The sequence below is a fragment of the Geodermatophilus sabuli genome (assembly GCF_900215145.1).
GTDB lineage: Bacteria > Actinomycetota > Actinomycetes > Mycobacteriales > Geodermatophilaceae > Geodermatophilus > Geodermatophilus sabuli.
On the sequence record NZ_OBDO01000004.1, the window covers coordinates 386,706 to 412,592 of the forward strand.

Here is a 25,887-nt window from a genome sequence, read left to right on the forward strand (position 1 = left end):
GCTCCCGCCGCTCATCGCACCGCGTACATGTCGTAGCTGTACAGATCCGCGTGGGGTCGCACCTCGCCGACACTCAGGCAGTGGAGGCGGTTGAGCCACTGGTACTCCACAGCAGAGGTCAACAAGCGGATGTGGGTACGCACCGGTAGCGCGGAGGGCCAGCCTCCCGAGCCCAGTCGTCTGGCCCAGTCCTCTCCGTAGTCCACCGTGCCGGAGTGGCGCAGGGCGATGAGGACACCGTCGCGGGTCCTCGTCGACACGCTGGCACTGAGGACACCGATGCCGTCGGGGCGGACGATCGTCTGGTGTTCCCCGCCCGGGATGACGGAGGCGTGGAAGGCGGGCCCGTCGAGTGCGCCACTCACCGGGTACCAGTTGACGAGGAAGCCCGCCGGCGTCTCCCCGATCACCTCCGGCTCTCCGGCAAGCAGGACTGTGACGTGGACCAGGTGCTCGAGCCGGGCCGGGAAAACGGCTCGCGCCGCACCGTCGGTCTCGGGAGCCCTGCTCGCCGGTGGGAATGCGCTGGTCGTGCTGAGCCGGAACGACGACGGGAAGGTGCTGGCCGTTGCCGGATCCGGCGCGCGGCGTCCCCCGCACCACACCACCGGCAGGTACTCGACCGTCTCACCGGACCAGAACACCGGAAACGTGGCGCGGAAGTACTGCGTGTTCCCCCGGAGGTCGTGGGCCTCGAGCCGCGCCGGGGCGGTGACGACGCCCTGCCCGTCGACCCGGTAGCGCACACTCACCGTGTTGGACGGATTCGCAGGGCGGACCCCCACCGTGATCGAGACACCCCTGCGCTGCTCGGTCGTCCCGTCCGGGGCAGGCGCATCGGGCGTCCCGTACCACATCTCGAGATTGTCGTGCGCGAAGTGCATCAAGCCTGGGGCTCCCTCCTGGAGGTGATCGCCACATCACGACGACATCGCGCCGACTGACGGCCGGACCCGCGGGCTCGTGCGGCTCCGACTAGTAGAACAGCAGCGGGACTATGGCTCTGGGGTCCTTGATGCGGACCGCGAAGCGCTCGAAGACAGAGAAGATGTAGCGGCCTTCCGCATCCACGTACCTGAACTCCGGCGTTGCCTCCGCAGCGATCGCGAGATCGACGGCGAAACTGTTCAGGGAGAGCAGCACACCTCGGCTGCGATATCGCTGGACGTAGTTCCTGTCGTACTGTCGGGATGTGCGAGGGAGGACGTCGAGGGCGCTCGCGTGCAGGAGTTCGCGACCGATGAGCGGTTCGATCCGGTCGCGCGGATAGGTGATCGACTCTCCCACCGGATCATGCGCCTCCTCGAAGGGAAGACGACCGAGCACACACGCGTACGGAGCCACATAGCCGTGCTCCTCGAGCACGTTCATGGCTTGGACGATCACGCGCATCAGCCCGTTCTTGTCGAGTGACCCACGCTTCGCCCAGATCACGCGCCTGCCCTTGTCTCGTACTTGTTGTGCCCCATGCATCAAGCCCAGCGACCCGGGGTCCCGCTGGATCAGTCCTCGGATCATCGTGCGGTGATCCGCGACCGGATTCGGCCCCCCGATCAAGATCCGGTACGTCGTGACCAGGTCGTCCAGGAATTGATAGGACGGGAGACGTCGATGGGGCAGGGGCGCGGGTACCCCTTGTGGAGCAGCCGGAGGCTGCATCGGCGAGTCGCCGGGATAGGTGCCGTTGAAGATGTACCAGTCCTCGAGTTGACCGACCTGGGTGGCCCTGCGCCTGAACTGGAGCAACGCACCGGACAGGTCCTCCTCCAGGACCTGCTGGCGACTCAAGGTGACCGGCAACGCGATCTCGAGCAGGGGTGAGGTGGACCGTTCGTCGACGCTGCCGTCGGTGTTGAACATCTCGCTGGGCACGACTTGGGTGCTGCGTGGGAGACCGCCGTAGGCGGGGAGCAACGAACCGGCGACCCGGACGCTCTGCCATGCACGGATCACCTCCTCGCGAACGCGGTTCCACTGCGCCTCGGTCCACCCGACCTGACTGTTCCGGTCGTCCATCAGTCCGCCTCCGCTCGGTGGAGTCAGGTCGCGCCAACGGCTCGCACGGAGTCGATGTCCGCGAGCAGCGCGGCGGCCTCGCGCAGATCCGGCGAGCTCCAGCCCTCTGTGAAGGACTGGTAGACGGGCACCAGGAGCTCGCGCGCTTCGCGTCTGCGGTGGTTGTCCTGCCACAACCTCGACAGCGCGACCGCCGCACGCAACTCGTGGGAACGAGCCCCCTGTCGACGCGCGATGTCCAAGGCGCGCAGGTAGCACTCCTCCGCAGACCGGACCGCTTCCGGAGGAGCCACCTCCGCAGCCGCCAGCAGGAGGTGGCCGCGGAGACGGTGGATCTCGGCTTCCCAATAGCGTTCCTGAGTGCGGTCGAGGATTGCTTCAGCTTCGTCGAGCAGCGCCAGCCCCTCGTGCGCGGCGCCCACTCGTTCGGAGGCCCCGGCAATCAGGAACAACCACTGCGGCATGGCGAGTTCGGCGCCGGTCGCGACCTGGGCGGCGAGCCCGCGGCGCATCCGGGCCATCCCTTCTTCGAGGTCGCCCTCCTGGGTCAGCACCCAACCTTCGACAGTGGATGCCATCGCGCCGATGAACGCGAGGTTGTTCGCTTCCGAGAGCACGAGGACCTCCTCCACCAGGGCGCGTGTTCCTCGGGTGTCGCCGAGCCACATGTGCACGAATGCGGCCACCTGGAGGCCGAAGGCGAGACTGTAGGGGTGCTTGACGAGCGACCGGGCGGTCGCCACGTTCGCCTCAGCACACCGCAGCGACTGGTCGACGTAGCCGAGCAGCCAGAGCGCCTGTGCCAGACAGCTCCGCGCCGACGTGGCCGGGTTGTCGCCGTACGTGAAGGCGTGGGAGCTGTGGCGCTCGTGGTCGTACAGTGCGACCACTCGCTCGAGGTGCTCACGAGCCTGTTCGGGCCGACCGAGGAAGTAGAGCGACCAGCCCACCTCCATGTTGCCCTGGACCAGCAAGCCGTCGTCGTCCGTCGCGACGCCGAGGTCGAGGACCTGCTCGCCGAGTGCGAGCGCCGCGACGTGCTGTGCTCGCACGATGTGATAGGTCCACAGGCCGTGCAGGACCGGCGCGAGTCGCGGCGTGTCACCGAGTTCCCGGCACAGCTCCCGTGCGCGCTGGTAGCAAGCCTCGACCACGGGGGCGGCGTAGCCATGGATGGCCATGCAGGCGGGACCGAGCGCCAAGCGGAACTGCAGCTCCAGCTGTGCTCGCTCCGGACTCGCGGGGAGATCCGCGAGAAGACGCAGCCCGCACATGAGGTGCGCGATCGCCTCGGGGTTGGCAGAGGCCCGCAGCGAGCGCTCACCGGCACGTAGCCAGTAGGGCAGCGACTCGGCGGCCATGCCGGCCTCGGTGTAGTGGTGCGCGAGCAGCTCAGGCGCCGTCTCGGCAGTGGCCGGGAACCGGTCGGTCAGGACCTGCGCGATCCGCCGGTGGTGGTGGCGCCGGGTCGTCCGCAGCAGCGACCCGTACGCGGCGTCCCGGATGAGGGCGTGCTTGAACGCGTAGGTCTCGCCTCCCGTGTCGCACTCGACGAAGATCAGCCCCGCGTCGACCAGCTGCGCCAGGTGGTACCGCAGCGCCTCGGAGTCCAGACCCGCGACGGTCTCCGCCACCGCGGCGATCAGCTCGTAGGGGAACTGCCGACCGATGGCCGCGCCGAGCTGCGCGACCTTCTTGGCGTCGGGGAGCCGGTCCAGACGTGCCGTCAACGAGTCCGCGAGCGTGGCCGGGATGGCCAGGGTCGGCCACGGGCCGGCCACGTCGGACAGCCCGTTGCCCGGGCCGACGAGCCCCTGCTCGACCACCAGCTTGGTCAGTTCCTCGAGGTAGAGCGGAATTCCGTCGGCCTTCTCCAGGACGGGGCCCAGCAGCCGGCCGGGCACGGGCCTGCCGGCGATCTCCTCCACGATCCGCACCGAGGCCTCGCGATCGAGGCGATCGAGGTCCAGCCGGTCGAGTCCGGGGCCGTCGGGCCAGGGGGGTGTGAACTCCGGGCGTGAGCTGAGCACGACCAGCTGCGGGCTCTCGGGCACGCGGTCGATGAACTGCGTCAGCAGGTCGAGCGTCGAGGGATCCACCCAGTGCAGGTCCTCGACGACGAAGAGGACGGGTTGGTGACCCGCCCGCGTGAGCCATGCCTCGATCACCGTGTCGATCATCAGCTGCCGCTGCCGATCCGCCGGCAGGTCGAGTCGCGGATACCGGTCCTCGAACGGCACGCCCAGCAGATCGGCGAGCAGGGGCACCCTGCTCGGGAGGTCGAAACCGTACTGCGCAGCCAGACCGTCGATCTTGTCGAGTCGCTGGTCGACCCTGTCCTCCGGCGCGAACTGCAGCACGCGCTCCAGGTACTCGACGACCGGGTGGAAGGCCGTGTGGGTGAAGTAGGGCGAGCAGCTCAGGGGGACCAGGAACGCGTCCGGTGACTGGGCCACGTGCTTCTGCAGAGACCGGATGAGGAGCGACTTGCCGATGCCCGGCTCGCCCACCACGAGAGCGACCGAACCGTGCCCGGTCCGGGCCTGCGCCCACCGCTCGGTCAGTCGGCGGAGCTCGCCGTCACGACCCTGCATCGGCGGGAGCCCGCGCTGCGCGACGACGTCGAGCCGGGTTCGTGCCGCGCTCTCGTGCAGCACCTGGTGGATCGCCATCGGTTTCGAGATGCCACGGATGGTCTGGAAGCCCAGTTCGCGGCAGTCGAAGAAGCCTGCGATCAACCGGTACGCCGCGGCGCTGATCACCACGGAGTCGGGCGCAGCGAGGGACTGCAGGCGCGCGGCGACGTTCGGTGTGGTGCCGACCGCTCCCGTCAACGTCGTCCCGTCGTCGGCGGCGGCTCCACCGGCCACGACCAGGCCCGTGTCGATGCCGATCCGGACGTGGAGACCGACGGCACCCGCTGAGCCCATCCGGGCGTTGAGCCGGCCGACGGCCTCGATGATCCCGAGTCCGCTGCGGACCGCCCGCTGGGCGTCGTCCTCGTGCGCCGAGGGGAACCCGAAGTACACCATCATGCCGTCGCCCGCGTAGTCGTGGACGTGGCCATCGAAGCGACGGACGACGGTTGCGCAGACGTGGCGGTAGGCGGCCAGCGTCTCGCGGAGCTCCTCGGGATCCAGACGTTCGGACAGTCCGACCGAGCCCACCAGGTCGCAGTACAGACAGGTCAGCTGCCTCCGCTCCGGCTCCTCAGAGCGCATGAGCGGAACGCACGGCGTTGCCGTCTCCCTGAGCGGAGACCCGCACTCGAGACAGAACTTCGCGTTCGTCGGGTTCTCCGTGGAACACCTCGAGCAGTGCATGCTTCCCCCTCCCTGCACCGCGTCACCTGGCGATCGATGCCTCCTGATCCACGTCGAGGCCGACCGGGAACACGACCAGGGCTCGTAACCCGCCGGGCTGGGTGCTCTGGACCAGCCCGTGGTACAGCCCAGGCCTCGCGTCGTCGGGCACCTCGAGACCGATCGCGAGGTCGACGAGGGCACCGGGTGGGACCCGTACCCGGCCGGGCGGGAGCCGTAGGCAGGCCGCACGGATGCGGCCATCGGGCTCGGCCACCAGATCACTGCAGAGGAGGCCGACCTCGACAGGGGTCGCGCCGTCGTTCTGCAGGCCGGTACGGATCTCGGCTGTGCCGCCGGGTGGAACGGGACACGGCGCGCGCAGGACGGGCACGTGCTCGACGGCCTGTCGCCTCGGCTCGGGGGCGCGGTCCTGCTCGGCGGGAGGGGGCGGCGAGGAGGCGGCGGGTGGCCGTGGCAGCGGTGCGAGGAGATCGAGCACGGTGTCCAGGAGTCCGCCCACCTCCGTCGCCAACCGGCGCGTCATCTCGGGCACCACGAGGTCGCGGAGCTGCGGCGACCGTAGCCGGCTCGCGGCCGCGATGTTCGCGAGGGCGCCGCCGGCGATCTCGTCGCGCAGGATCGCGTCCACGCGTGCTGCGAACGTGGGGGCGCCACGGTCCCGCGTCGAGAGCGGCGTCCTGGCGCTCATCGCGACTCCGAGGGCAGGCGGCGACACGGCGTGCGGGTCACGCCGAGCGCGAGCCTGCTCCGCTCGCATCCGCCGGACCCCACACTAGGGGCGTGAACGCTAGGGGTGAAGGCGTCACCGGACCGTCACCGGGCGCAGCAGCGTCTTCCAACCGTCATAACCGCCCCCGGGGGCGACACAGACCCTGTGCACCGGGGCGGCCGCGCTCAGGACCAGCCGCGCCGGGTTCCGGGGCCGCGCATGTCGAGGTACATGTCCAGGACTGCGTCGATCAGGGTCAGCCATCGGGTGACGGCGGCGCGGGTGGCCGGCGTGTCCTTCTCCGCCTGCTGTAGGCGGGCTTCGCCGAGCTGCGCCTGAGCGCGTACGAAGTCGTGCTGCATCTCGACGGCCAGGCTGGTGCAGAGAGCGGTCATGGCGGACCTCCCGGAGGGGTGTCGCGCTGTCGAGCGCGGACGGTGTGGTTCGGTCGACTCAGCTGCCTGCCGCCGGGACGACGTCTCGGGACGGGTCCGCGCCGCGCCGATCCACGGCCCGGAGGACGGACACTAGAACTCGAGGACCCGCCGGGCTGTCAGCCGGCCGACATGCCGCCTGTCATCCGGATGACACCTGCGCCCGTGCGGTGCACGGCGACCGGATGCCGGCCCGCTCAGGAGGCCCACGGCGAGGAGGAGAGCCGGCGCTGACGCATGCCTCCGGTCACAGGCCGGCGCGGCGGCGCAGCGCGGGGGGATCCCGGAGCACGATCACCCGCCCGTTCACCGAGATCAGTCCCCGGGATGCGAGGAGCTGGAGGACGCGGTTGACGGCGGGACGAGTGGCGCCGACCATCGCGGCGATGTCGGACTGCGACAGCCCGACATCGAGCACCACGTGCCGGTCGTCCTGGGCATGGCTCCGCGCCAGCTGGACGAGCACCTTCGCGACGCGGCCGCCGAGGTCGAGGAACACGAGGTCCCCGGTCTGCTCGGTCAGCCGGCGGACCAGCTGCCCGAGCGAGCACAGGACTGCCTCGAGGACTGCCGGGTGCGCCGCCATGACCTCCAACACCGCCGCGCGCGGCAGCATCAGGACCGTCGTCGCCTCGACGGCGACGACCGACGCCGAGCGCGGCGCACCGTCCAGGATGGCCAGCTCGCCGACGCTGTCGTACCTGCCGAGGGTGACGAGCACGATCTCCTCACCTCCCTCCGAGGTGAGCACGACCTTGACCATGCCCTTGCAGACCACGACGAGTTGGTCGCCCGCATCGCCCTGATACCAGAGGTACTGGCCCCGGCCGTACGTCCGTTGCCTGGAGGCCGAGGCCAGGCTGAGGAGCGAGGGCTGATCGAGTCCGCCGAAGAAGCGCGTGGACCCCAGCACCGCAGCCGCCTCCTGCGCGGTGAGCTGCGGCCTCATGATGCAGTCACCAGCCCCGAGCACGGATCCTGCATCTGGGCAATCTACTGCCGCCCCGGCGTCGCGGACCTCGCGTCGTCAACGGCAGCAGGGAGCCGACGGCACCGGCTGTCACGAGGTATCAGTGCGTCGTCCCCTCTGCTCTTCATGCCGACACGGCCGATGGGGGCCGTCACGGGTGTCGAGGAGGAGCCGTCTCCGCAGAACCGCGTGTGACCGCACTGGCCCTCGCCCACCACGGCATCGCGCGAGAGGCAGTCGAGCTGGCCAGAGCGGCGCTGGTCTATCCCCTGGGCTGTTCGGCTCGGGGCAGCCGGGCCCTGATGCAGATGCTCGTACCGGACGCAGAGCGTCGAGGTCGGCACCGCTCACCTGTCGTCCTGGTCCACGGATACGGCGGCAATCCGTCGGCGTGGTTCCCGCTGCAGCATCGGCTGCTGGCAGCGGGTTTCGCCCACGTCGATGCCATCTCCTACAACCCGGCGATCTCGGACGTACCAGCCGTCGGGCGCATCCTGGCGCGCAGCTGCGCCACCGCGATGCAGCGGTCAGGAGCCGATCGCGTCCACGTCGTGGGGCACAGCCTCGGTGGCATCGTCGTCCGCCATGCCATGGAGCGGCTGGGACTGGCATCTCACACCGGCACGGCCGTCACGGTGGCGACGCCCCACCGCGGCCTCCCACTGGTCCTGACCGGCTGGGGCAGCCTGGCCCTGTTCCTGCAGCGTGGTCGGCACGGCCCCGGAGACCTCGGCGAGTGCACCCGGCACAGCGAGGTCCGGTGGGTCAACTTCTACTCCGACCACGACCTGGTGGTCCGGCCCGGTTCGGCACGGGCCCAGGCTCCCGACGGGCGCACCCAGGACATCGTGGTCCCGCAGACGGGACACATCGGGATCCTCCGCGCACCGGCCTTCCTCGACGGCGTCGTGCGGGTACTGCTCGAGGACGAGGACAGGACCGGGGCCGTCGATCCGAGCGTGCAAGCGGGGTGACGCCGGAGTGACGTGGAGGTGACGCCTCGGCGAGCACGGTGGGTGTGGAGCGGCAGCTCACCGTACGTCCACGTCCAGCCCGCGGATGGGATCGAGATGATCGAGCACAAGGTGACCAGGCCGATGGCCATGCTGTTGCAGGACCCGTCCATCCGGGATGCCGATGGCGACCACCTGCACGAGGACTGGCCGTTCCCCCTCGACACGGACTACCTGCTCGGGACGGGGTCCAGCAAGTTCGTGGTCCGCGACGTCGATCACCTGGACAACCCGGTCTTCGACTCCGCGGACTGGTCCGACCCCGGCCTGACGTTGACGTACGACGAGTTCAACAAGGCACCGGCAGAGCGGCCCCTGCTCGAGAACGCGCAGTTCCACCAGGTGAACGCCTTCGCCGTCGCCGGCCACACCCTGCGGGCGTTCGAGGAGGCGCTGGGGCGGGAGATCCAGTGGCGCCACGGAGGTCCGTTGGTGATCCGACCGCACGCCTTCGAGGGGGCCAATGCCTACTACGACGGGATGTCACCGTCGCTGAACTTCGGCTACTTCCGCTCCCCCATCCGTTCGGCCACGGTGTGGACGTGCCTCTCCCACGACATCGTGGCGCACGAGCTGGGGCACGCGGTCTTCGACTCCTTCCGCCCGTTGTTCCTCTACTCCGCGGAACTGGACGCCGCGGCGCTGCACGAGTCCCTGGGTGACCTGCTGGCGCTGTTCTCCGCCCTGGAGCACCCGGCCGTGGTCGAGCGCATCTTCGCGGAGTCCGGTGGCGACATGCGTCGACCGACGCTCATCAGCGGCCTCGCCGAGGAGTTCGGGATCGGTCTGCGCGGCAGCGGGTCGGCCTACCTGCGATCGGCCCTGGAGGGCCCGCCCTACGACCAGGCCGACAAGGAACCGCACGCCCGGTCGACGGTGTGGACGGCGGCCGTCTACGACATCCTCGTCGAGCTGGTCGCCGCCGTCTTGGAGGCCGACTGCCCCGACCCCGGAGGACGGCGGGACCTCGAGTCGTTCAAGCAGGCGGTGGTCACCGCGACCCGGCGGCTGCGGCGGATGACGCTCCGTGCCCTCTCCTACGTGCCGCCCACGGGCGTCACGATGCCGGTGCTCGCTCGCATGGTGTACGAGGCCGACCAGCGGCTCTTCCCGAACGACGCGCTGTCCCGGGACATCGCCCAGCGGGTCTTCGAGCGGCGCGCTCTGTGGGACGAGGCGCTGGTGTTCACTTCGCCCGGGATCGGGCTGGACTTCCAGGACTGGGACACGCTGGGCGTCGGTGCCCGGGCCGCGCTCGTCGCCCAGCACGCCGATGCGCTGCGCATCCCGGCCGGCCCCGGGGTCCGCCTGCTCACGCCGCAGCTCACCACGGCGGTCCGGGACGCCGACGCCGCCAGGAGCGGCGTCGAGACCGGGGCGGTCACCGAGCGCTACCTGCACTACGCGTACGAGCTCATCGTCCAGCAGGAGGTCTGGGGCGAGAACGGCCCCGAACTCGTGGGTGTGTCGCTGTTCAACGGCGGCACGCTGGTCCTGGACGACGGTTGGAACGACGTCCTCCTGGTGACGGACCCCCCTGCCTACTCCGAGGACCTCGGCGCGGACAGCCCAGCACAGAGCGCGTTCCGGCGAGCCGTCAGCCGGTTCCAGCAGACGCACCGCTCGGCTCTGGAGACGCTGCGGGCGCCGAGGACGGACGCGCCCGGGTCGGCCGGGGTCAGGGTCCTCCACGACCGGCCCGGATGCCCGTTCGCCGTCAAGGCAGTGGGCGGCGGAGCCCTCCGGTTCGTCCGTCGACGGTGCGACATCGCCGAGCACCTCCGCGCCGTCGGCAGTTCCCCCGGCACCCTCCGCGTGACCGGGTGGCGAGGCCCCGTGAACCGCTAGCAGGCGGCCGACAGCGTCCGCGGCCCGCCCTCCGACCGTCCACCGGGACCGCAGGGCGGCCGAGGCGGAGAGCGCACCCACCTGACCTGGACACCGCCCAGAGCCGGCGGACAGTCGGCCCGGGTCCGTGGCCTGTACCACGAGGGGGGACTTCGCGATGCTGCCGGATCACCGGCCGAGCGTCGTCGTCCTCACTCACCAGACCCTTGAGGGACGCGGAGGATCTGGCCCACCAGGATCCTGTCCGGATCCGGCAGCTCGTTCGCCGCGACGAGACGGCGCACATCGGTGCCGTACTCACGGGCGATCGCGTGGAGGGTGTCCCCCCGGACGACCTGGTGTACCAGGTAGCCCCGCATCCCGGCGATGACGATGACGGGCACCGTCTGGGTGTCCAGGCCCGGCGGCCGTTGCCCCGAGGGGTCGTCCCCGAACAGCTGGAACTCGGCCGGACCGATGTGGTCGGTGTGGACCTCGGCCTCGTGGACGAACGACTCCAGCAAGCCCATCGAGCCGGCCTGGAAGAAACCCGTGGCGAGTTCGTCCCCGTCATGGACGAGGCGCCAGCCGTAGGAGGCCTCGAACGCAGTCCCGATCGCGGCGATGGCCACCCTGTAGCCGAGCAGGTCCTTGGGCAACGGTTGACGGAGTCGGATGCCGTACGGGTCCACGAGGTCTTCTCTCCTGGGACCAGCGGTCGACGCTGCTCCCGATCGCGGGTGGGGCCGGCCAGGTCATCTGTCGGCGGACTGGTCCACCTGGCGCTCGACGCTAGGGGCGGTGCGTCACCGGGACGTCAACGGATCAGTGGCGGACCTTCCTCGCGTGGATGCCCGTCCATCGCTGAGCACCCCGCGATCGACTCGCCGCCGCCCACGGCCGTCGGCCAGCCGGCTCGCAGGAGTGCTGCGGTTGACGGCGCGGTGAGGCCGACCGCGATGTCCTCCGGGCTGGCCACGTCGACGTGCAGCAGCCGGGCCCGGTGGCGGCCATCCACCGCCTCGCGGTACCGGAACACCTGGCCGCCGTAGTCCTCGCCGCGGCCCGGCTCCTCGTCCCGCCGGATGAAGTAGCGCTGCCACGCCAGCCGCAGGGAGCTCGTCACTCCAGTCGAAGGGTGGTGACCACACCTCGCCGCCGCGGATGTGGAGCACGGCGCGGTAGCCGCCGAGGCGGGTGATCGCCCGTGCGTAGGGGTCGGCGACCGTGCCGTCCCGGTCGCCGTCGATGACGACCTCGTACTCGTGATCGCCGTCGGCCAGTCCGAGCGAGGCGACGTCGAGCTCCCAGAACCCGTCATCGCCCTCCGCCCTCCGCCAGTACCGCCTCCTCGGACGACGTCACAGCCGCGTCACCGCGGGTCGAACCGCGGGAACGGCATCGAACACGCAGCGGTGACGGTGCATTGACGGTGCGCTCCCTACCGTCCACGTATGGGCGAACCGACCGGTGCAGCGGTTCCGCGTCGGAGCCTCGGAGAGCTCCGACGACGACCGTTGCCGACCGTCCCGGAGTCGCCGCACCCTCCCTCGACGCGCGGCGGCGCGAGCCTCCACACTCGCTCTGGACGAGGGCCACCGCGGTGGGCGGACCGGGCCTGGTCCGGAGGAGGAGAGGGACATGGGAACGCACAGCGGGAGGGATCTCCCCGAACGGGACGAGCGGGCTCCCCAGGACGGCAACGTGAGGTCCGACTTCGACGGCGAGCGGTCCCAGGGCCGCACATGGACGCCGGAGGAGATGGAGGAGGCGCAGCCCTATCCCCTGCCCGAGCTACCCGACGAGGAGGGCCCCCGAGACCGAGGGTGAACCCCCGGCTCATCGCGGTCCTCGCGTGGTTCGGGTCATCCAGCACGACGCGGTCAACCCCAGGAGGACGTGATGAGCAACGGTCGTTCCACTGAAGGCGGTCAGGGAACGAGTGGGACGCCGAACCCGGTGGACGTGCGACCGGATACGGACACCGGCGGCAACATCTTCTCCCCCACGCAGCAGCTGACCACCATGGCCGAGGCCGAGCAGGTGTGGACGACAGCGGCCATGGAGGCCGCGCAGCCCTGCGACGTCATCGAGATCGACGAGGACGCCCTCGGTGACAGCGCGGCAGTCGCCGACCAGGACGCCGGAGGGCTGAGCTCCGGCGGCCGGCCAGCGGACGGCGACGGCGACGGCCAGGACGCCCAGGCGGCAGACGTCGAGACGCTCGGGTACGCCTACCCGCCGCCCTTCACCCGGTACGAGAACTTCGCGGACTACTCGTTGTGGCCCTACCGCACGGTCGGCAAGCTGTTCTTCAAGCAGGGCGGGAGCAGCTTCGTCTGCTCAGCCTCCTCCATCGGCGGCTGCGCCATCATCACGGCCGGCCACTGCGTGCACCAGGGGAACGACTCACCAGGGGGCTGGGCGACGGACGTCATCTTCGTGCCCGCCTACAAGGACGGCAACGCCCCCTTCGGGCAGTGGCCGGCGAACTACCTCGTCACCCGGACGCAGTGGTACCGCAACGGCATCCCGAAGGGCCTGAGCGAGGACATCGGTGGCGCGGTGCTGCACCGGCAGGGCGGGCGCACGATCAGTGAGCGGGTCGGCTTCCTCGGGTTCGCCTGGAACTGGAAGCGCGAGCAGCACTGGCACTCGATGGGCTATCCCGCGGCTGCGCCCTTCGACGGCCGGCGCATGCAGATCTGCGCGAGCTCCTACGCCTACGACGGAAGTGTCGGGGCGACGCCCAACCCAGTCGGTGCCGGCAACGACCTGACCGGGGGGTGCAGCGGAGGACCGTGGGTGTGGCAGTTCGGCACGGGCAACTACGTGAACGGCGTGAACTCCTACCGGCGCAGCACCCACCCGCTGGAGCTCTACTCGCCGTACTTCGGTGACGCGGCCAAGTCCCTGTTCGACACGATCAGGGCGGGGACCTGCTGACACCCCGGGCGCCGGAGGTCCGTGGCCGAGGCCGCCTCCGTCCCGGCGGGGCTCGTCCCCGCCGGGACGGGGCCACAGCCCCACCGCCGGTCACACTCCCAGCGATGGGCACAGCCCCACCGTCGGCCACCGGCCCACGGGCACCGGCGGACCGCGCAGAGGCAGCGATCAGCTGACCGGCGCGTCTGGCGGCCTCGGGGAGCCCGGCTGCTCCGGATCCGGCGGGGTCCGCAGCCGCGCGGCGTACTGCTCCCGTCGTGCCAGGCGTTCCACGCGAGCCAGCCGGCGGCGCTCGAGTTCGGCGAGGCTGCTCTCGGGTGCGGCCACGACGAGCGATCCCGCGGAGCGTTCCCACACGTCGAGGCCCAGCGGCAGGGCGAGGAGTTCCGCGACACTGCTCCCCTCGGGCGGGACCAGGCGGGCGATCCAGGTCTGCTCGGACTCGGGCATCGGCGGTCCTCCTGCCCGTGCGGCGGTGCCTGCCCCCAGTGTGGCCCGGTGAGCGGCGCCGAGCCCGTGCATCGGCGTCAGGGCTCGGGTGCCTCCAGGACGTGCCGGATGAACTCGAGGGCTGCGGGACGGTTCTCCTGCCAGCACGGTTCGATCTGATCGGCCGGCAGGATGAAGCCGCCGTCGAGCGCGGAGGCCGGCCGCAGCTCGACGGTGAAGGACGGGACGTCGTACTCGCCGTAGGTCCAGTCGGTGGTGTCCCCCGCCGTCGGGTACAGCTGCGAGGACTGCTGCGCTGTGTAGGTCTTCCCGTCCACCCCCTTGACCAGCCGTGCCATCTCCTCCGCCAGGTCCCGCATCTCGCCCAGGTCCGCCGCGTCCTTGATCGGCCTGGTCGTGTAGCCCCACGGGTACAGGATCAGCTGCGAGTAGCTGTGGTAGGTGAGGACGCCGCCGAAGCGCTGGGAGGCAACCAGGTCGCGCACCGCGCGGGCCTCCGGTTCGGAGAAGGCCCGGGGGCCGACGTAGGTCTGGTCCGCGGGGACGTGGCTGGCCGTGCTGGTGTCGAGCGTGCCCCACATGTACCCGTAGTTGCGGTTGGGGTCGACGCCCACTGTGCCGTTCCGGTTCCGTCGCCGGTTCTTGCGCCAGAGCCGGTCAGCGGTCCGCGTGTACTCGTGCCCGTCCGGATTGACCATCGGCGCCACCCAGACCTCCCCCTGTTGCAGCCACTGCTGCACCGGGTCGGCCGAGGAGTGGTCGAGCAGGTGCTCGGCGAGCCGGTAGGGCACCTCCACCGAGATCCACTCCCGCGCGTGGTGGCAGCCGAGGAAGGCCACCTTGCGATCGCTCCCCCGGCGCTCGCCGACGCGCAGAGCCCACAGCGGCCGGCCCTCGACACTGCGGCCGATCTCGTGCAGCTCGGCGATCTCCGGGTGCCGCTCGGCCAGCTGCCGCAGGTCGGCCTCCAGGGTCGTCACGGTGTGGTAGCCGGTCGCCGCCGCGTCGGTCGCGAAGCTGGACACGTAGCCCTCGGTCACCTGCAGCTGCTCGACGCCGTACCCCATCGACTCGAGCCGGCCGGCCTGGGCCTCCTCGACCTGCAGCACCACGTGCTCCCGGGTGACCTCCCAGACGTCCAGCCCGAGCGGGGCGGTGAGCAGCCTGGCGAGCGGGGCCTCGGCGCCCGTGGACGTCACCCTCGCGATGATGCTCGTCATCGGTCCTCCCGCGGCGCGGTGGTCAGCGTGTTTCGGCGGCGAGTGCCACGAGGTGCTCGAGCACCTGGCGGGTCTTGCTCTCGGGCTGCGCGGCGGGTTGGTCCGGCAGGGACAGGGACCGCACGAAGCCGGTCAGTGCGGCCTGCTTCTCGCGGGCCTCCGCCAGGTCGGCGACCACCGAGAGCTCGAGGAAGTCGAGGTCGCCCACCGTCCACCGTTCGGCCCGGACGCCGAGGTGGGCCGGCGCCGCGGCGACGCTCTTCCACCGCGTCGCGGTCACCGGCGAGAGCGCGGTGAGGGTGGCGAAGTTGATCGCCGTCCCCTCGCAGTCCCGGAGGAAGTCGAGCTGTTCTCGCGCGAAGAGGTCCTCGACCGGCCGGTCCCCGCTCCCGGCCTCCCGCACCAGGTCGCCTGGCCGCTCGCAGGTGTGCGACACCGCCAGGAGTCTCCGGTCGCCCGACCAGTCGGCCTCGACCTCGAGCGTCCACTCGTCGCCGTCGTCGGTCTTCCCCTTCTCGGCGGCCAGCCAGTGGTCCGTGAGCTGAGAGCGCCTGCAGGGCCGCAGCTTGATGGTCGCGTCGTCGTCGCCGGCCTTGTCGCGGGCCCGCAGGATGACGCCGAGGTCGAGCAGCGGCGTCCCGAGACCGCTGCCCGGCGTGACGTCCTCCCAGAACCAGATCTGCCACGGCTGTTGCGGCGGCAAGCCGAGCTCCTGGACGGCGGGCCCGGTCTGCTCCCTGCCCAGCGTCACCTTGATCTCGACTCCGTCGAAGCGCATCTCACCCTCGTCGTCGTGCCGTGGACCGCCAGCGGTGGATGACGGGAGGGTAGGGAGCGCCGCATCACGGCGTCGTCACGACACCGTCACCCGCCACCGGACTCCGGCACCGAGAGCCCCGCGCCGCCCGGCCTCAGGGCTCGACGACGACGTCGACCGCGGCGGTGAGCGCGACCTGCGGGACCTCCGCGATCAGGGGCAGCACCGGCTCCCGATACGGCTCCTGGCCGAAGCGGCCCATCCACGCCTCCGTGCCGCCGGTGGTGTCGAGCCGGAGCGTGAAGCGGTAGGCACCGGGCCGGTCGGGCCGGAAGGTGCTGAAGGTGGACAGCGGCAGACCCCCGCCGTCCGACCGCGCCGTCGGGTCGAACCACTCCCCCGGTCGCAGCAACCGGAGGTCCTCGGGTCGCACCGGTCCCACGAGCGGGTCCTCGGCCGCGGGTGGGGCGGCCACCTGGGCTCCCTCGTAGAGGACGGCGGGCCCGTAGTGCGGCAGCCGGGTCGCGGTCTCCGACCCGTCCAGGACACACGGCATCCGGATCGGCGCCGCCCCGGTGTTGGTGATCCGCACCGCCACGGGAACGGGGACACCGACGTGGTGCGGGCCCGCGCCGACGTGCAGCACGAGCGCCACCCCGGCGCCGGTGGGGGCCGGGACGGTCACCCGGTCATCCTGACCCCTTCCGCCGGACCTAGCGGCGGGCGGACTTCTTCGCCCCGCGGCGTGCCGGCTCGCCGTCCTGATCACCCGCGGTCTCCACCGGCCGGGCCGGCCCGTCATCGCCGGTCAGTGCCGTGACCGCGGCCGCCGTCGCCTCGGCCTGCCGCCGGATGGTCTGGAGCACCGCCGCGTTGAGGTTCTTCTGCTCGAACACGTCCACCATGCGGTCGGTGACCTCCCGGGCGCGGTCGGGGTTCCCGGCCTTCGCCTCGGCCAGGGCGAGGGTCCGCATCGCGGTGTTGAGGGTGATGTTGTCGACCCCGCCCGCGCCGACGGACGCCTGCTCGACCTCCGACAGCAGCCGGATGCTCTGCTGCGGATCGGCATCCCGCACACGGAGGACCCCCTCCGCGCCGAGGTCCTTGAAGCCCCGCTGGGCGTCGACGCCCTTCACCAGCCGGGCGTAGACGGCCAGCGGGTGCGCGGCGTGCTCCTCCAGCACGGTGTCGATCGCGGTGTTGCCCTGCCGCAGCAGGTCGCTGCTCGACCCGAGCAGGGCCAGTACCTGGCCCTGCTCCTCGCCCAGCAGCAGGTCGCCGATCTCCTCGTCCTCGGCCGTCAGCGGCCGGCGGACGCGCAGCTCCAGGGGGGCTGAGAGGACGCGGGACCCGTCGCCGCCGAGGTAGACGGCGCGGAGGACGTACCGGCCGGGCTGCTCGAACAGGTGGCCGTCCCGGCCGAACCCGATGTAGGCGCTGTCGTAGACCGCCGGTCGTTGCGGGTGCAGGTGGACCCGGCGGTCGTTGTCGACGCAGTGGCGGAGCAGCGGCCGGAAGAGCACCGTCCGGCCGGAAGGCTGGCGGACCGCGACCGAGACGAACTCGTCGTTGGGGTGCAGGTAGCCGTGCGTGGCCGTGCCCCGCAGGTCGGTCGCGCTGAGCTTGATCTCCACCACCACCGGCTCGCCGTAGGCGAATGCGGGCTTGGCTCGCAGCTCCAGCGCGAGGCCGGCCCGGTCGACCACGGGTTCGGCGAAGACCTCGGGGTCCATCTCGGTCTCCGCGGCGCCCGTGCCGAACGGGTGGGCGCTCATCACGACGTCCCGGTAGAAGCCGTGTCGCAGGTGCACGACCTCGTTCGTCGTGAACGAGAACGGAAAGGCGCCCCAGTACGCCGGCTCACCGCCGGGGGCCGGGGGTGGCGGCTGGTACCGCCACGGGTAGTTCATCCAGGACAAGTCCCCGAGCCCCCCGTTGGGCCCCGTCACGGTCTTCTGCCAGGAGTGCAGGAGATTGAAGGCGTGTCCGAGCTCGTGCACGTAGGTGCGCAGCGCCGCGCGCCGGCTCGCCGGGTCGTCCCCCTTGACGGCGTCGTAGAAGACCGCGCAGCCCTGACGCTGGAACGCGTCAGCGTAGTCGAACATGATCCCTCGGTAGCCCTGTTCGTGGGCGGTGGCGACCAGCATCCACAGCTGCCAACGGGGTGCGTTCGCGTACAGGCTGAAGTGCTTGACCATCGCGTTGTGCAACTCGCTGTCGCTCCACTGGGGGGACGCGTCCGTCCCGGCGTCCGAGATCGGCAGCACGTTGACCATGCCCGAGGACAGCAGCTGGACCCCGGCGTCGGCGTAGGCCTCGGACACGCTGAGCTCGCGGGCCGGGACACCGGGCGGACGCGGGAGCACACCGGTGTCGTAGGAGACGAGCGGCACGGCTCCCGCGACCGAGTCCTGCTCCCACACGACGGTGCGGAACCAGGGCGAGACGTACGTGCAGGGGAAGTCGGCGCCCGGGCCGTCGGCGGCGGCATCGCCGGCGATGGCCCGGGCCCCGGCGGTGTCCGCCCCGCTGTCCGCGACGGTGGAGAACCGCAGGACCGCCGGTGGCCGCGCGGACCCGGCGGGGACCTTGGGCAGGCGGACGGAGACCAGGCGGGCGGTGGCGTCCCACGTGAACCGCCCGCGCCCTCGGACGGTGACCTCGGCGGGGGTGACGGCGATCGCGGGCGTGTCCACGACGAAGGAGCCGAAGTAGCTCGTCGTCGCGCCCGTCGTGGCGAAGAAGTCGCCGCTCAGCCGGTGCGTCGGCCGGTCACCGTCCACGTCGACGCGCAGCTCGACCTGCCACTCGGCGACCGTGCCCTGGTAGCGGCCACTCACCGCCGTCCCGGTCCTGGCGGAGCCGACGGTGGTCCCCTCGGAGCCGGCCGCCGGGTCCTCAGCGGGCAGATCGGGACCGGACGAGTCGGACGTCCCGCCCCGGGGAGCCGGGGTGGCGGGGTCGGACGCGTTCCCGGGTGTCCCCACCACGCCGTCGCGGACGGTCGGGTCGAGGGCCATGGTCATGACGGGGCCTCCCTGGAGTCGCGGCAGCTCCAGGGTGAGCGGGCATCGTCACGCACCCGTCACGGAGGTGTCACCGCTCGCCGGCGGCCACGCGGGGGTGCGCACCGAACCGCGTCGGGACGTCGGTCACCTGCGGCTCCTGCGCGAGATAGGTGACCAGCCCGCGGGGGGCGTACCCAGCCGCGCGGTCCTGGTGCCGCCTGACCGCGCTCGCGGCGACGGACTCGGAGGCCTCGTGCCCGCCGATGGACCGGGCGGAGGGCCGCAGGAGGCGGAACAGCCACCGTCGCGAGTCGTGCAGCCGGCCGAGCGGGTCCGGGTCGATCGGGAAGGTCCGGCCGTCGAAGGTCCGCGGTCCACCGTCGCCGGACCGGCGGTAGGCGTCGTCCCGGAACGCGAGCCCACAGGAGCGCGCGCGGTCCACCATCCACAGCAGGGCCAGGTCGGCCAGGGCCGAGTCCGCGTGTCCCCCGCCGACGTCACAGTGGTCGCCGCTGAACCAGACCTGCTCCACCCGCCGGCCCCCGCCGAGCGGCCCGTGGTCCCAGAGCGTCGGGGTGAACGGCTTGCGCCGCTCGTCGATCGCGAGTGCCTGGAAGGCGTCGTCGACCGTGCTGCTCAGCCGGGTGTCGTGGAACTCCCAGCGGCGGTTGACCAGCCTGGACAGCCCGAGCCCGGCCGACGGGATGCCCAGGGAGCCCACCGTGTCCCACACCCCGAGGAAGCGGATGCGCGGTTCGTGGCTGTAGGAGCGCCGGAACAGCTGCGCCTCGAGGTCACGCGGACGTGCGGACCGGGCCCGGTACAGGGCGTACGCCTCCCGGAGCCGGCCCGCGTGCTCTCGCCGGAGGACACCGCAGTTGCGCACCAGGCCGACCGTGCTGCGGGCCGTGTACGCGCCGCGGCTGAAGCCGAGGAAGAACAGCTCGTCGCCGGGTTCGAAGTGCTCCACGACGAACCGGTAGGCCTCCTGCACGTTGCGCGACAGGCCCGCACCGAAGGCGCCGCCCCGGAGACGTTCCCCCGGCTTGGTGCCCACGCCCTGCTGGTAGTAGACCCGCTGCTCGACGCCGTCCTCGTCGTGGGCGGCGACCCCCAGGGCGACCTTGGTGACGTTGGTGGGGCACAGGGTGCCGTTCCGGGCCTGGTCCGCCCTGTTCCAGGTCCCGTCGCAGCACAGCACCAGACGCTTGGGCACGGCCCCTCCTCGGCTGGGTCCCGGATCGCCCCGCGGGGCGCTGCCGCCGGACGGTAGGACACGACGCGTCACGGCATCGTCAAGCGACCGTCACGCCGAGCCGTCGTCCATCCGGAGGATGTCCATCGCCAGCTCCGGGTCCAGGGCGGCCAGCGTGTCGTGCTCGGTGTGGACCCGTGCGCTGGTGCCGTCGGCGCCCTCGCTCGTGTCGCCGGGGTCGGACAGCACGAGCTCCATCGAGCCCGGCCCTTCCTCCGACCGATCGGCTCCCGGCGGCGGCCCGTCCGAGGATGGGCGCCGCCGCCGGGGTCACGCGCCTGGCACCACGGCCGCCGGAGGAACGGCCAGGGGACGCAGCCGCGCGGCGCTCCCGGCGACCAGGCCACCGGCACCCGGGCGCAGCTGCGCCCGGGACACCAGGTCCTCCATCTGGCGGGTCGGCGGGACGCCGAGCTCGCGGAGCAGCGTGTCCCGGAAGACCCGGTAGGCGCGCATCGCCTCGGCGACGTTCCCCTCGGCGAGGTGCACCCGGACGATCGCCCGGTGGGCGCTCTCGCGCAGCGGCTCGTCCCGGACGGCGGCGTAGGCGGCCTGCACCGCCTCGCCGTAGCGGCCGGCGAGGGCCAGCTTGTCGGCCAGCACCTCCAGCGCGTGCATGCGCAGCTGGCGCAACCGTTCCCGCTCGAGCAGGACCCAGTCGTCGTACCACCCCGGCAGGAGCTCGCCCGCGAGCGCCGCCGCGGGCGCAGCGATGCGGTCGACCCGGATCGCTGGGTCCAGCACGGCGTGGGCCCAGTCGACGAACTCGCCGACGTCGACGCGCACACCCGCGGCCAGCGTCACCGCACTCCCGGACACCTCGACCAGCCCCGGCACCGCCCTCTGGACGCGCCACAGGGCGGAGCGGAGGCTGCCGTGGGCGTGCGCCTCCGGGACGTCGGGCCACAGCTGGCCGGCGATCGCCCCGCGGGCCGGCCGTCCGCACAGGCTGAGGTGGGCGATCAGCCGCTGGAGTCCGTGGGGCAGACCGCCCACGGTCGTTCCTGCGGCGACGTCGTCGACCGATACCCGGAAGCCGTCGAGCAAGCTGACACGTGCGGTCGAGGCGTTCATGGAGATCCCTCTCGAGCCCTTTTCTGGGGCGGTCAACGGGTCCCGGGAACGGGGCGGTGACGAAACGGAATCGTTCCGACACGCACGGAGGGCGTCAACGGACGTTGGACCCTGATGAGCGGCCGCCCGGCCCGCCGCGGTGACGAGACCCGCCGCCGCGGGAGGCGACGAGAGGTCCACGTCTTCTGGAGCCCGCCCCCGACGCCCGTGATACAGCCGGGACCGATCCCGGGGCGAGGAGCGGCGCGACAGCGGCGGATCGCGCCGGGAACGACCTCACCCGCCGGTCCGGGCCTGGTCCCGGCCGGTGGTGCCCGGACGGAGACCCCGGTGCACCAGGGTGACCGATCCCCTGCCGGATGGCGTCCTCGTAACCGGCCTCGATGCGGGCCCGGATGGTGGTCCCGGAGAAATCCGACGGGTGGGACAGCTCCTCGGGAGGTCTGCGGTCACCACGCTGACGTGATCGATCTTCCGGCGGGCGAGCAGCTCTCGGTACGTCGGGTCGTTCCGGAGGTCGCTGTCGTCGGGGAGCTGCCGGTCGACCTCCTCGACGAGGTCGGCCAACCGATCGATCCGCTGGAAGAAGGCCTCGTCGAGGGTGAGCCGGCTGCTGAACTGGAGCTGGGGCATCCGTTCCAGCACGTCGGGCAGGGTCCGCGGGATCGGCGCCCGCATCGGGAACAGCTCGACGACGATCAACTCCCTGACCGCCGAGGGGTCGCCGGCTGCGGCTCCTTCGAGCGCAACGATCGCCGGCTGGAGCGGCAGGTTGGCGAACAGGCCGCCGTCCCAGTAGCTCGCACCGTCGATCTCGGTCATGGGGAACCCCGGGGGGAGGCTCCCGCTGGCGACCACGTGGTCGACGGTCAGACCGCCGGGGCGATGGCGATCGAAGTACTCCATCTCCCCGGAGCCGACGTCGAGGGCCCCGAGGATCACCTGGGGTGTCTCGCGGTTGAGCCGCTGCAGGTCGAGGATCTCGGCGAGGGTCCGCCGGAGCGGGGTCGTGTCGCAGATGCTCGTCGCCTTCCACGGCGTCGTGAACAGTGCCGGGTTGGGCCGGTAGATGCCGGGGTTCGCCACGGCAGCAAGCGAGCGTTCGACCGCAGGCAGGAGCCGGCCGAGTGGCCACGGTGCGGACACCGTGAACTCCTCACACCACAGTCCCTCCAGAGCCGCGATGGGGTCTCCGTCGGTGCCGCCGAGCACCGCTGCCGTCACAGCTCCGATCGAGATGCCGGAAACCGCGAGTGGCTCGAACCCGTGCCGCTGCTCGTAGAGGGCTGTGAGGACCCCGCACTCGTACGCCCCGAGGGCCCCGCCGCCCTGCAGGACGACGGCGGTGTGGATCCTGCCGTCGGAGAGCGCCATCGCGAACCTCCCGTGCTCGGGGTGACGCCGCAGGCGGTCGCGAGGTCGGCGACGTCTCGTGCGTCAGCCGGCCATGGACCGAAGCCTCGGGACACCGCGGATCAGCCGGGTCATCTGCTCGGTGGGGACGATCCCGAGTTCGTCGAGGAGCCTGGTGCGGAACTGCTCGTACGCCCGCACGGCCTCCGCCAGGTTGCCCTCGGCCAGATGAACCCGGACGACGGCCCGGTGGGCGCTCTCCCGGAGCGGCTCCTCCCCCACCGCGGTGTAGGCGGCCTGCAGGGCCTCGCCGTGACGCCCGACGGTCGCGAGCCGGACGGCCAGCACCTCGAGAGCGTGCATGCGCAGCTGGCGCAGCCGCTCCCGTTCCAGGAGGACCCAGTCGTCGCACCAGCCCGGGAGCAGCTCCCCGTGCAGCCCGGCGCAGGTGATCTCCAAGTCGGCGCCACCCGCGTCGGGCGTTGACACCTTCCGGGCCCACTCCTCCAGTTCCCGGACGTCGACCCGGACGCCGGCCGCGAGGGTCAGGGCGTCGCCGGACACGTCCAGCAGTCCCGGGGCGGCTTTCTGCAGCCGCCACAAGGCAGAGCGCAGACTGCCCTGGGCGTGCTCCTCGGGGACGTCGGGCCACAGCCGACCGGCCACCGCCGTGCGCGGGGATCTCCCACACAGGCACAGGTGGGCCACCAGCCGTTGGATCCCGCGAGGGAGGACGCCGTCCACCGCTCCTCGGTGGGTGGCACCCAGGTGGAGGGTGAACCCATCCAGCAACGTCACTCGCGGGGCCGACCCAGCCTCCACTGACGTCCCCCCTCCACCCCCGGTCGGACAATTCAGGGGCGTTCTCGTTCCGCTAAGAGTGGGGACTCACGCGCCGCTGTCAACCGGGTCGGTGCTGTCACCGACGACGTCGTCGAGCCAGTCACGGACGGCATCGAGCACATCACGCGGAGATGACGCCACGGCAACTGTCACCTCGTCCGTGGGCGACTCCTCGGTGGCGCCCCCCAGGGTCGTCAGCCTCGCCCGGAATGCGCCGGCCTCTTCGAGCCAGACGCGGACGAGCAGCACCGCACTTCGGTCGTCGACCAAGGTCATCTCTCCTACCGGGTGTCACGCAGTGTGGCGTGGTCCGCCGTCGGAGCACCTCCCGGTGCGGTCCACCTGCAGAGACACATGCTCGACGGTCACGCTGTGTGGCGCAGTCCCCCGTGGGGATGACCCACGAAGGGGACGGGGTGAGCGCGGACGCACTCCCGTACCGGCGCATCCGCATGGCGGTCGATGCGCTCACCCCGGCATGCCCGCCGAGGAGTGGACGGTTTCCACGGCGCCGCGTCCTGGCGCCGTCGGCAAGGGTGCGATCGAGTCGGAGGTCGTCGAGCACTCGGCGTCGCCATCGCGACGAGGTCGACCCTGCCTCCCTCATGTGGTGGTCGGTCGGGCGCAGTCGCGGGTCGTGGTGCAGGTCGGCTGCGGCCGCTGGCGCCACGGCACGAGGAACGCGCGGACCGGCCCACCAGGATGACGTCGTCGCCGCCGGCGGACCGCCGCATCCGACGATGACCGCGAACGGCACGAGGTCGTCGGCCGCTGGTGCTGCCTGCGCGCAATCGGCGTGAGGTGGGCAGCGCGCGGCGAAGGGCTTCGGTGACGTCCCACCGAGTGGTGCAGCTGGTCGGAGGTCCCGAGCTCGTCGGCGGGGTGCTGGCGCGTGAGGGGTCACCGCGTGGATGTTCTGCGTGTTCCCGCCGAGGTCCACTCAGCGAAGGGCCACGCGATGGCCCTGGACCAGTCTGCGCTGCTCGAGCTCCTCGAGGCACTCAGAGCCGCCGACGTCGACGACCGCATCCGAACCGCCACCGAGACGCTGTGTCAGGCGCTGATCGAGGCCCGACTCACCGCGGTGATCGGCGCCGGCCCGCCCTCCGGGGCTCTTCGGGGATGGTGTCGATCCGTCAGGAATCAAGAAGCTCCGGCGGGTCGTCGGTTCTAGCTTGAGTCCACATGGCCCGGTGACGTCGAGGCCCGAACCGCGAGAGGAAGTGTCGCGAGTGCCCGCAGAGACCATCACGACCGAGTCCAACGGCTTCAGCGTCGAGGAGCGAGCCGCGATGAAGCACCGCGCCGCCGAGCTGCGCGCCGAAGGGAAGAGTGGCGCCAAGAAGGCCGATGGGCTGCAGGCGGTCCTCGACAGCATCGCGAAGATGGCTGCGGGGGATCGTGCCCTTGCCGAGCGCGTGCACGTGACGGTGACCGCTGCCGCCCCTGGCCTGTCGCCCAAGACGTGGTACGGCATGCCGGCCTACGCGAACGAGGACGGCAAGGTCGTCGTCTCGTTCAAGGACTCTGGCAAGTTCGGCCAACGCTATTCGACCCTGGAGTTCCAGGACCCCGCCCACCTCGACGACGGGGACATGTGGCCCGTGTCGTACGCGATCCAGAAGTGGACTCCGGCGGTGGAGAAGTCGGTCGCCGAGCTGCTCGGTACAGCGATCCCCTGACCGTTGATGCGGCCGGAGCGGGACACCGCGACCTGGGCTTCTCGCCGGGGGTGATGAGCGCGTAGGTCGGCTTCCCGCTCGAGGCCGCAGCGGCGCACCTCCTCCCGGGATCCCGTTCCAGGGGCGGCGCTGCTGGCGTTCCACCGGGGGCGTATGCACCGTGTCACCTCTCGAATCCAGCAGAGCACCCCCGCGGTCGGCGACCGCGGGGGTGCAAACCACATTCGGGAACGGTGACGTCTGCGTCAACCGGCGGCTGCCGCGGCGAGGCCGCGCTGCAACTCATCAGCGTTCATCACCGGGATGAACTCGACGGTGGCGCCCATCCGCTGGAAGAGCGGTTCCGCGATGACCGGGATCTGCGCCGAGTCGACCATGTCGAACACGAGGTAGCCGGTGCGCCGGCCGTTCTCGGTCCCGAAGTACGCAGCCTCCGGCTTGGTGCTGTCCATCAACTGTGCGTTGATCGCGTCGACCGTCCCTGTCCGGACCGCTTCGTTGGTCTCGGCGAGCCCGAACTCGAACCGCAGCATCGTGCGCATGACTTCCTTCTCCCTGGGGTTGGATCAGAACGCGTAGGGCCCGAGTCGGCCCCACGCGACGAATGCGGCGGCCACGAACAGGGCCGCGATGACACCGATGAAGGCGATCTCGCCCCGCCGGAAGTGGACGACGGCGGCACCGGCCGGCAACAGCCCGATGCCGACCGCCGCCAGCGGCGTCAGGACCGGTGCGATCCCCGTGGCCGCCGGGAGGATCAGCCCGACGGCGGCCAGGACCTCCAGGACGCCGATCGCCTTCACCGCACTCGCGGAGAAGTCCTCCACCCAGGTGATGCCGTCGTCGACGAGGCGCTTCGGGTCCCGGGTCGCCTTCGCGACGCCGCTGCCACCGAAGACGGCGGCCAGCATTCCCTGGACGGTCCACAGTGCGATGGTCACGGGTCCTCCGATGCCGAACCGACGCATCGACCGTAGGAAGCGCGGGGCTCGGCGTCGTCCGCC

The 25,887-nt window shown here is 71.4% G+C and carries 26 protein-coding genes and 1 pseudogene; 6 read left to right on the top strand and 21 right to left on the bottom strand.

Annotation, left to right across the window (positions count from 1 at the left end; translation table 11 throughout):
* Positions 1-11: 11 nt before the first annotated feature.
* The 6 genes from CRP39_RS12110 to CRP39_RS12135 form a co-directional block, all read right to left on the bottom strand.
* Positions 12-884, bottom strand: coding sequence for a DUF3237 family protein (locus tag CRP39_RS12110; RefSeq protein ID WP_097206629.1), 873 nt, complete (start codon positions 882-884; stop codon positions 12-14).
* A gap of 91 nt (positions 885-975) precedes the next feature.
* The gene (locus CRP39_RS12115) at positions 976-2,016 is read right to left on the bottom strand and encodes a hypothetical protein (RefSeq protein WP_097206630.1); all 1,041 of its coding nucleotides are present in this window, start codon (positions 2,014-2,016) and stop codon (positions 976-978) included.
* Between the two features lie 23 nt (positions 2,017-2,039).
* Positions 2,040-5,339, bottom strand: a complete 3,300-nt coding sequence (locus tag CRP39_RS12120) for an adenylate/guanylate cyclase domain-containing protein (RefSeq protein ID WP_342744233.1) — start codon at positions 5,337-5,339, stop codon at positions 2,040-2,042.
* A 22-nt stretch (positions 5,340-5,361) separates the two neighbouring features.
* Entirely contained in the window at positions 5,362-5,970 is a 609-nt protein-coding gene (locus CRP39_RS26820; RefSeq protein WP_172442414.1) for a hypothetical protein, read from the bottom strand.
* Positions 5,971-6,236: 266 nt separating this feature from the next.
* Positions 6,237-6,446 (bottom strand): hypothetical protein, encoded by a 210-nt coding sequence (locus CRP39_RS12130; RefSeq protein ID WP_097206633.1) that lies wholly within the window; start codon positions 6,444-6,446, stop codon positions 6,237-6,239.
* 286 nt (positions 6,447-6,732) lie between these two features.
* Entirely contained in the window at positions 6,733-7,434 is a 702-nt protein-coding gene (locus CRP39_RS12135; RefSeq protein WP_097206634.1) for a Crp/Fnr family transcriptional regulator, read from the bottom strand.
* Positions 7,435-7,646: 212 nt separating this feature from the next.
* On the opposite strand from CRP39_RS12135, the gene CRP39_RS12140 reads away from it, so the two are divergent.
* Complete coding sequence (locus tag CRP39_RS12140) at positions 7,647-8,429, top strand: esterase/lipase family protein (RefSeq protein ID WP_097206635.1); 783 nt, start codon at positions 7,647-7,649, stop codon at positions 8,427-8,429.
* Positions 8,430-8,525: 96 nt separating this feature from the next.
* The gene (locus CRP39_RS12145) at positions 8,526-10,316 is read left to right on the top strand and encodes a gluzincin family metallopeptidase (RefSeq protein WP_143426626.1); all 1,791 of its coding nucleotides are present in this window, start codon (positions 8,526-8,528) and stop codon (positions 10,314-10,316) included.
* A gap of 191 nt (positions 10,317-10,507) precedes the next feature.
* Here the strand turns inward: CRP39_RS12145 and CRP39_RS27200 are convergent, their stop codons facing one another.
* Positions 10,508-10,987 (bottom strand): LysM peptidoglycan-binding domain-containing protein, encoded by a 480-nt coding sequence (locus CRP39_RS27200; RefSeq protein ID WP_216359707.1) that lies wholly within the window; start codon positions 10,985-10,987, stop codon positions 10,508-10,510.
* Positions 10,988-11,112: 125 nt separating this feature from the next.
* Complete coding sequence (locus CRP39_RS12155; RefSeq protein ID WP_097206637.1) at positions 11,113-11,421, bottom strand: hypothetical protein; 309 nt, start codon at positions 11,419-11,421, stop codon at positions 11,113-11,115.
* A gap of 515 nt (positions 11,422-11,936) precedes the next feature.
* Here CRP39_RS12155 and CRP39_RS12160 point away from each other — a divergent pair.
* Positions 11,937-12,125, top strand: coding sequence for a hypothetical protein (locus CRP39_RS12160; protein ID WP_097206638.1), 189 nt, complete (start codon positions 11,937-11,939; stop codon positions 12,123-12,125).
* A 129-nt stretch (positions 12,126-12,254) separates the two neighbouring features.
* Positions 12,255-13,241: a trypsin-like serine peptidase gene (locus CRP39_RS12165; RefSeq protein WP_097206639.1), complete on the top strand. Its 987-nt coding sequence runs from the start codon at positions 12,255-12,257 to the stop codon at positions 13,239-13,241.
* A 168-nt stretch (positions 13,242-13,409) separates the two neighbouring features.
* On the opposite strand, the gene CRP39_RS12170 is transcribed toward CRP39_RS12165, so the two are convergent.
* The 11 genes from CRP39_RS12170 to CRP39_RS12215 all read right to left on the bottom strand — a co-directional run bounded on the left by CRP39_RS12170 (position 13,410) and on the right by CRP39_RS12215 (position 23,477).
* Positions 13,410-13,691, bottom strand: a complete 282-nt coding sequence (locus CRP39_RS12170) for a hypothetical protein (RefSeq protein WP_097206640.1) — start codon at positions 13,689-13,691, stop codon at positions 13,410-13,412.
* A 77-nt stretch (positions 13,692-13,768) separates the two neighbouring features.
* Positions 13,769-14,911, bottom strand: coding sequence for a M14 family metallopeptidase (locus CRP39_RS12175; RefSeq protein WP_097206641.1), 1,143 nt, complete (start codon positions 14,909-14,911; stop codon positions 13,769-13,771).
* A 22-nt stretch (positions 14,912-14,933) separates the two neighbouring features.
* Positions 14,934-15,689: a hypothetical protein gene (locus tag CRP39_RS12180; RefSeq protein WP_097206642.1), complete on the bottom strand. Its 756-nt coding sequence runs from the start codon at positions 15,687-15,689 to the stop codon at positions 14,934-14,936.
* Positions 15,690-15,822: 133 nt separating this feature from the next.
* Positions 15,823-16,353 (bottom strand): hypothetical protein, encoded by a 531-nt coding sequence (locus tag CRP39_RS12185; protein ID WP_097206643.1) that lies wholly within the window; start codon positions 16,351-16,353, stop codon positions 15,823-15,825.
* A 28-nt stretch (positions 16,354-16,381) separates the two neighbouring features.
* Positions 16,382-18,694: a zinc metalloprotease gene (locus CRP39_RS12190; RefSeq protein ID WP_097206644.1), complete on the bottom strand. Its 2,313-nt coding sequence runs from the start codon at positions 18,692-18,694 to the stop codon at positions 16,382-16,384.
* 70 nt (positions 18,695-18,764) lie between these two features.
* Positions 18,765-19,892, bottom strand: a complete 1,128-nt coding sequence (locus tag CRP39_RS12195) for a DUF2235 domain-containing protein (RefSeq protein ID WP_097206645.1) — start codon at positions 19,890-19,892, stop codon at positions 18,765-18,767.
* Positions 19,893-19,982: 90 nt separating this feature from the next.
* Complete coding sequence (locus CRP39_RS26825) at positions 19,983-20,129, bottom strand: hypothetical protein (RefSeq protein WP_172442415.1); 147 nt, start codon at positions 20,127-20,129, stop codon at positions 19,983-19,985.
* Between the two features lie 72 nt (positions 20,130-20,201).
* Complete coding sequence (locus CRP39_RS12200; RefSeq protein ID WP_097206646.1) at positions 20,202-21,005, bottom strand: AfsR/SARP family transcriptional regulator; 804 nt, start codon at positions 21,003-21,005, stop codon at positions 20,202-20,204.
* A gap of 276 nt (positions 21,006-21,281) precedes the next feature.
* A complete protein-coding gene (locus CRP39_RS12205; protein ID WP_097206647.1) occupies positions 21,282-22,379 on the bottom strand; it encodes a patatin-like phospholipase family protein in 1,098 nt (365 codons plus the stop codon).
* A 63-nt stretch (positions 22,380-22,442) separates the two neighbouring features.
* Entirely contained in the window at positions 22,443-23,024 is a 582-nt protein-coding gene (locus CRP39_RS12210; protein WP_245853804.1) for an AfsR/SARP family transcriptional regulator, read from the bottom strand.
* Between the two features lie 222 nt (positions 23,025-23,246).
* Complete coding sequence (locus CRP39_RS12215) at positions 23,247-23,477, bottom strand: hypothetical protein (protein ID WP_172442416.1); 231 nt, start codon at positions 23,475-23,477, stop codon at positions 23,247-23,249.
* Between the two features lie 682 nt (positions 23,478-24,159).
* Between CRP39_RS12215 and CRP39_RS27205 the strand changes: the two are divergent.
* Together CRP39_RS27205 and CRP39_RS12225 are read left to right on the top strand one after the other, a co-directional pair.
* Positions 24,160-24,303, top strand: a pseudogene (locus CRP39_RS27205) (IS256 family transposase); the annotation flags it as partial.
* Positions 24,304-24,433: 130 nt separating this feature from the next.
* Entirely contained in the window at positions 24,434-24,883 is a 450-nt protein-coding gene (locus CRP39_RS12225; protein ID WP_097206649.1) for an iron chaperone, read from the top strand.
* A 245-nt stretch (positions 24,884-25,128) separates the two neighbouring features.
* Here the strand turns inward: CRP39_RS12225 and CRP39_RS12230 are convergent, their stop codons facing one another.
* A complete protein-coding gene (locus CRP39_RS12230) occupies positions 25,129-25,425 on the bottom strand; it encodes a hypothetical protein (RefSeq protein ID WP_216359708.1) in 297 nt (98 codons plus the stop codon).
* 24 nt (positions 25,426-25,449) lie between these two features.
* The gene (locus tag CRP39_RS12235) at positions 25,450-25,824 is read right to left on the bottom strand and encodes a DoxX family protein (protein WP_097206650.1); all 375 of its coding nucleotides are present in this window, start codon (positions 25,822-25,824) and stop codon (positions 25,450-25,452) included.
* Between the last annotated feature and the right edge of the window lie 63 nt (positions 25,825-25,887).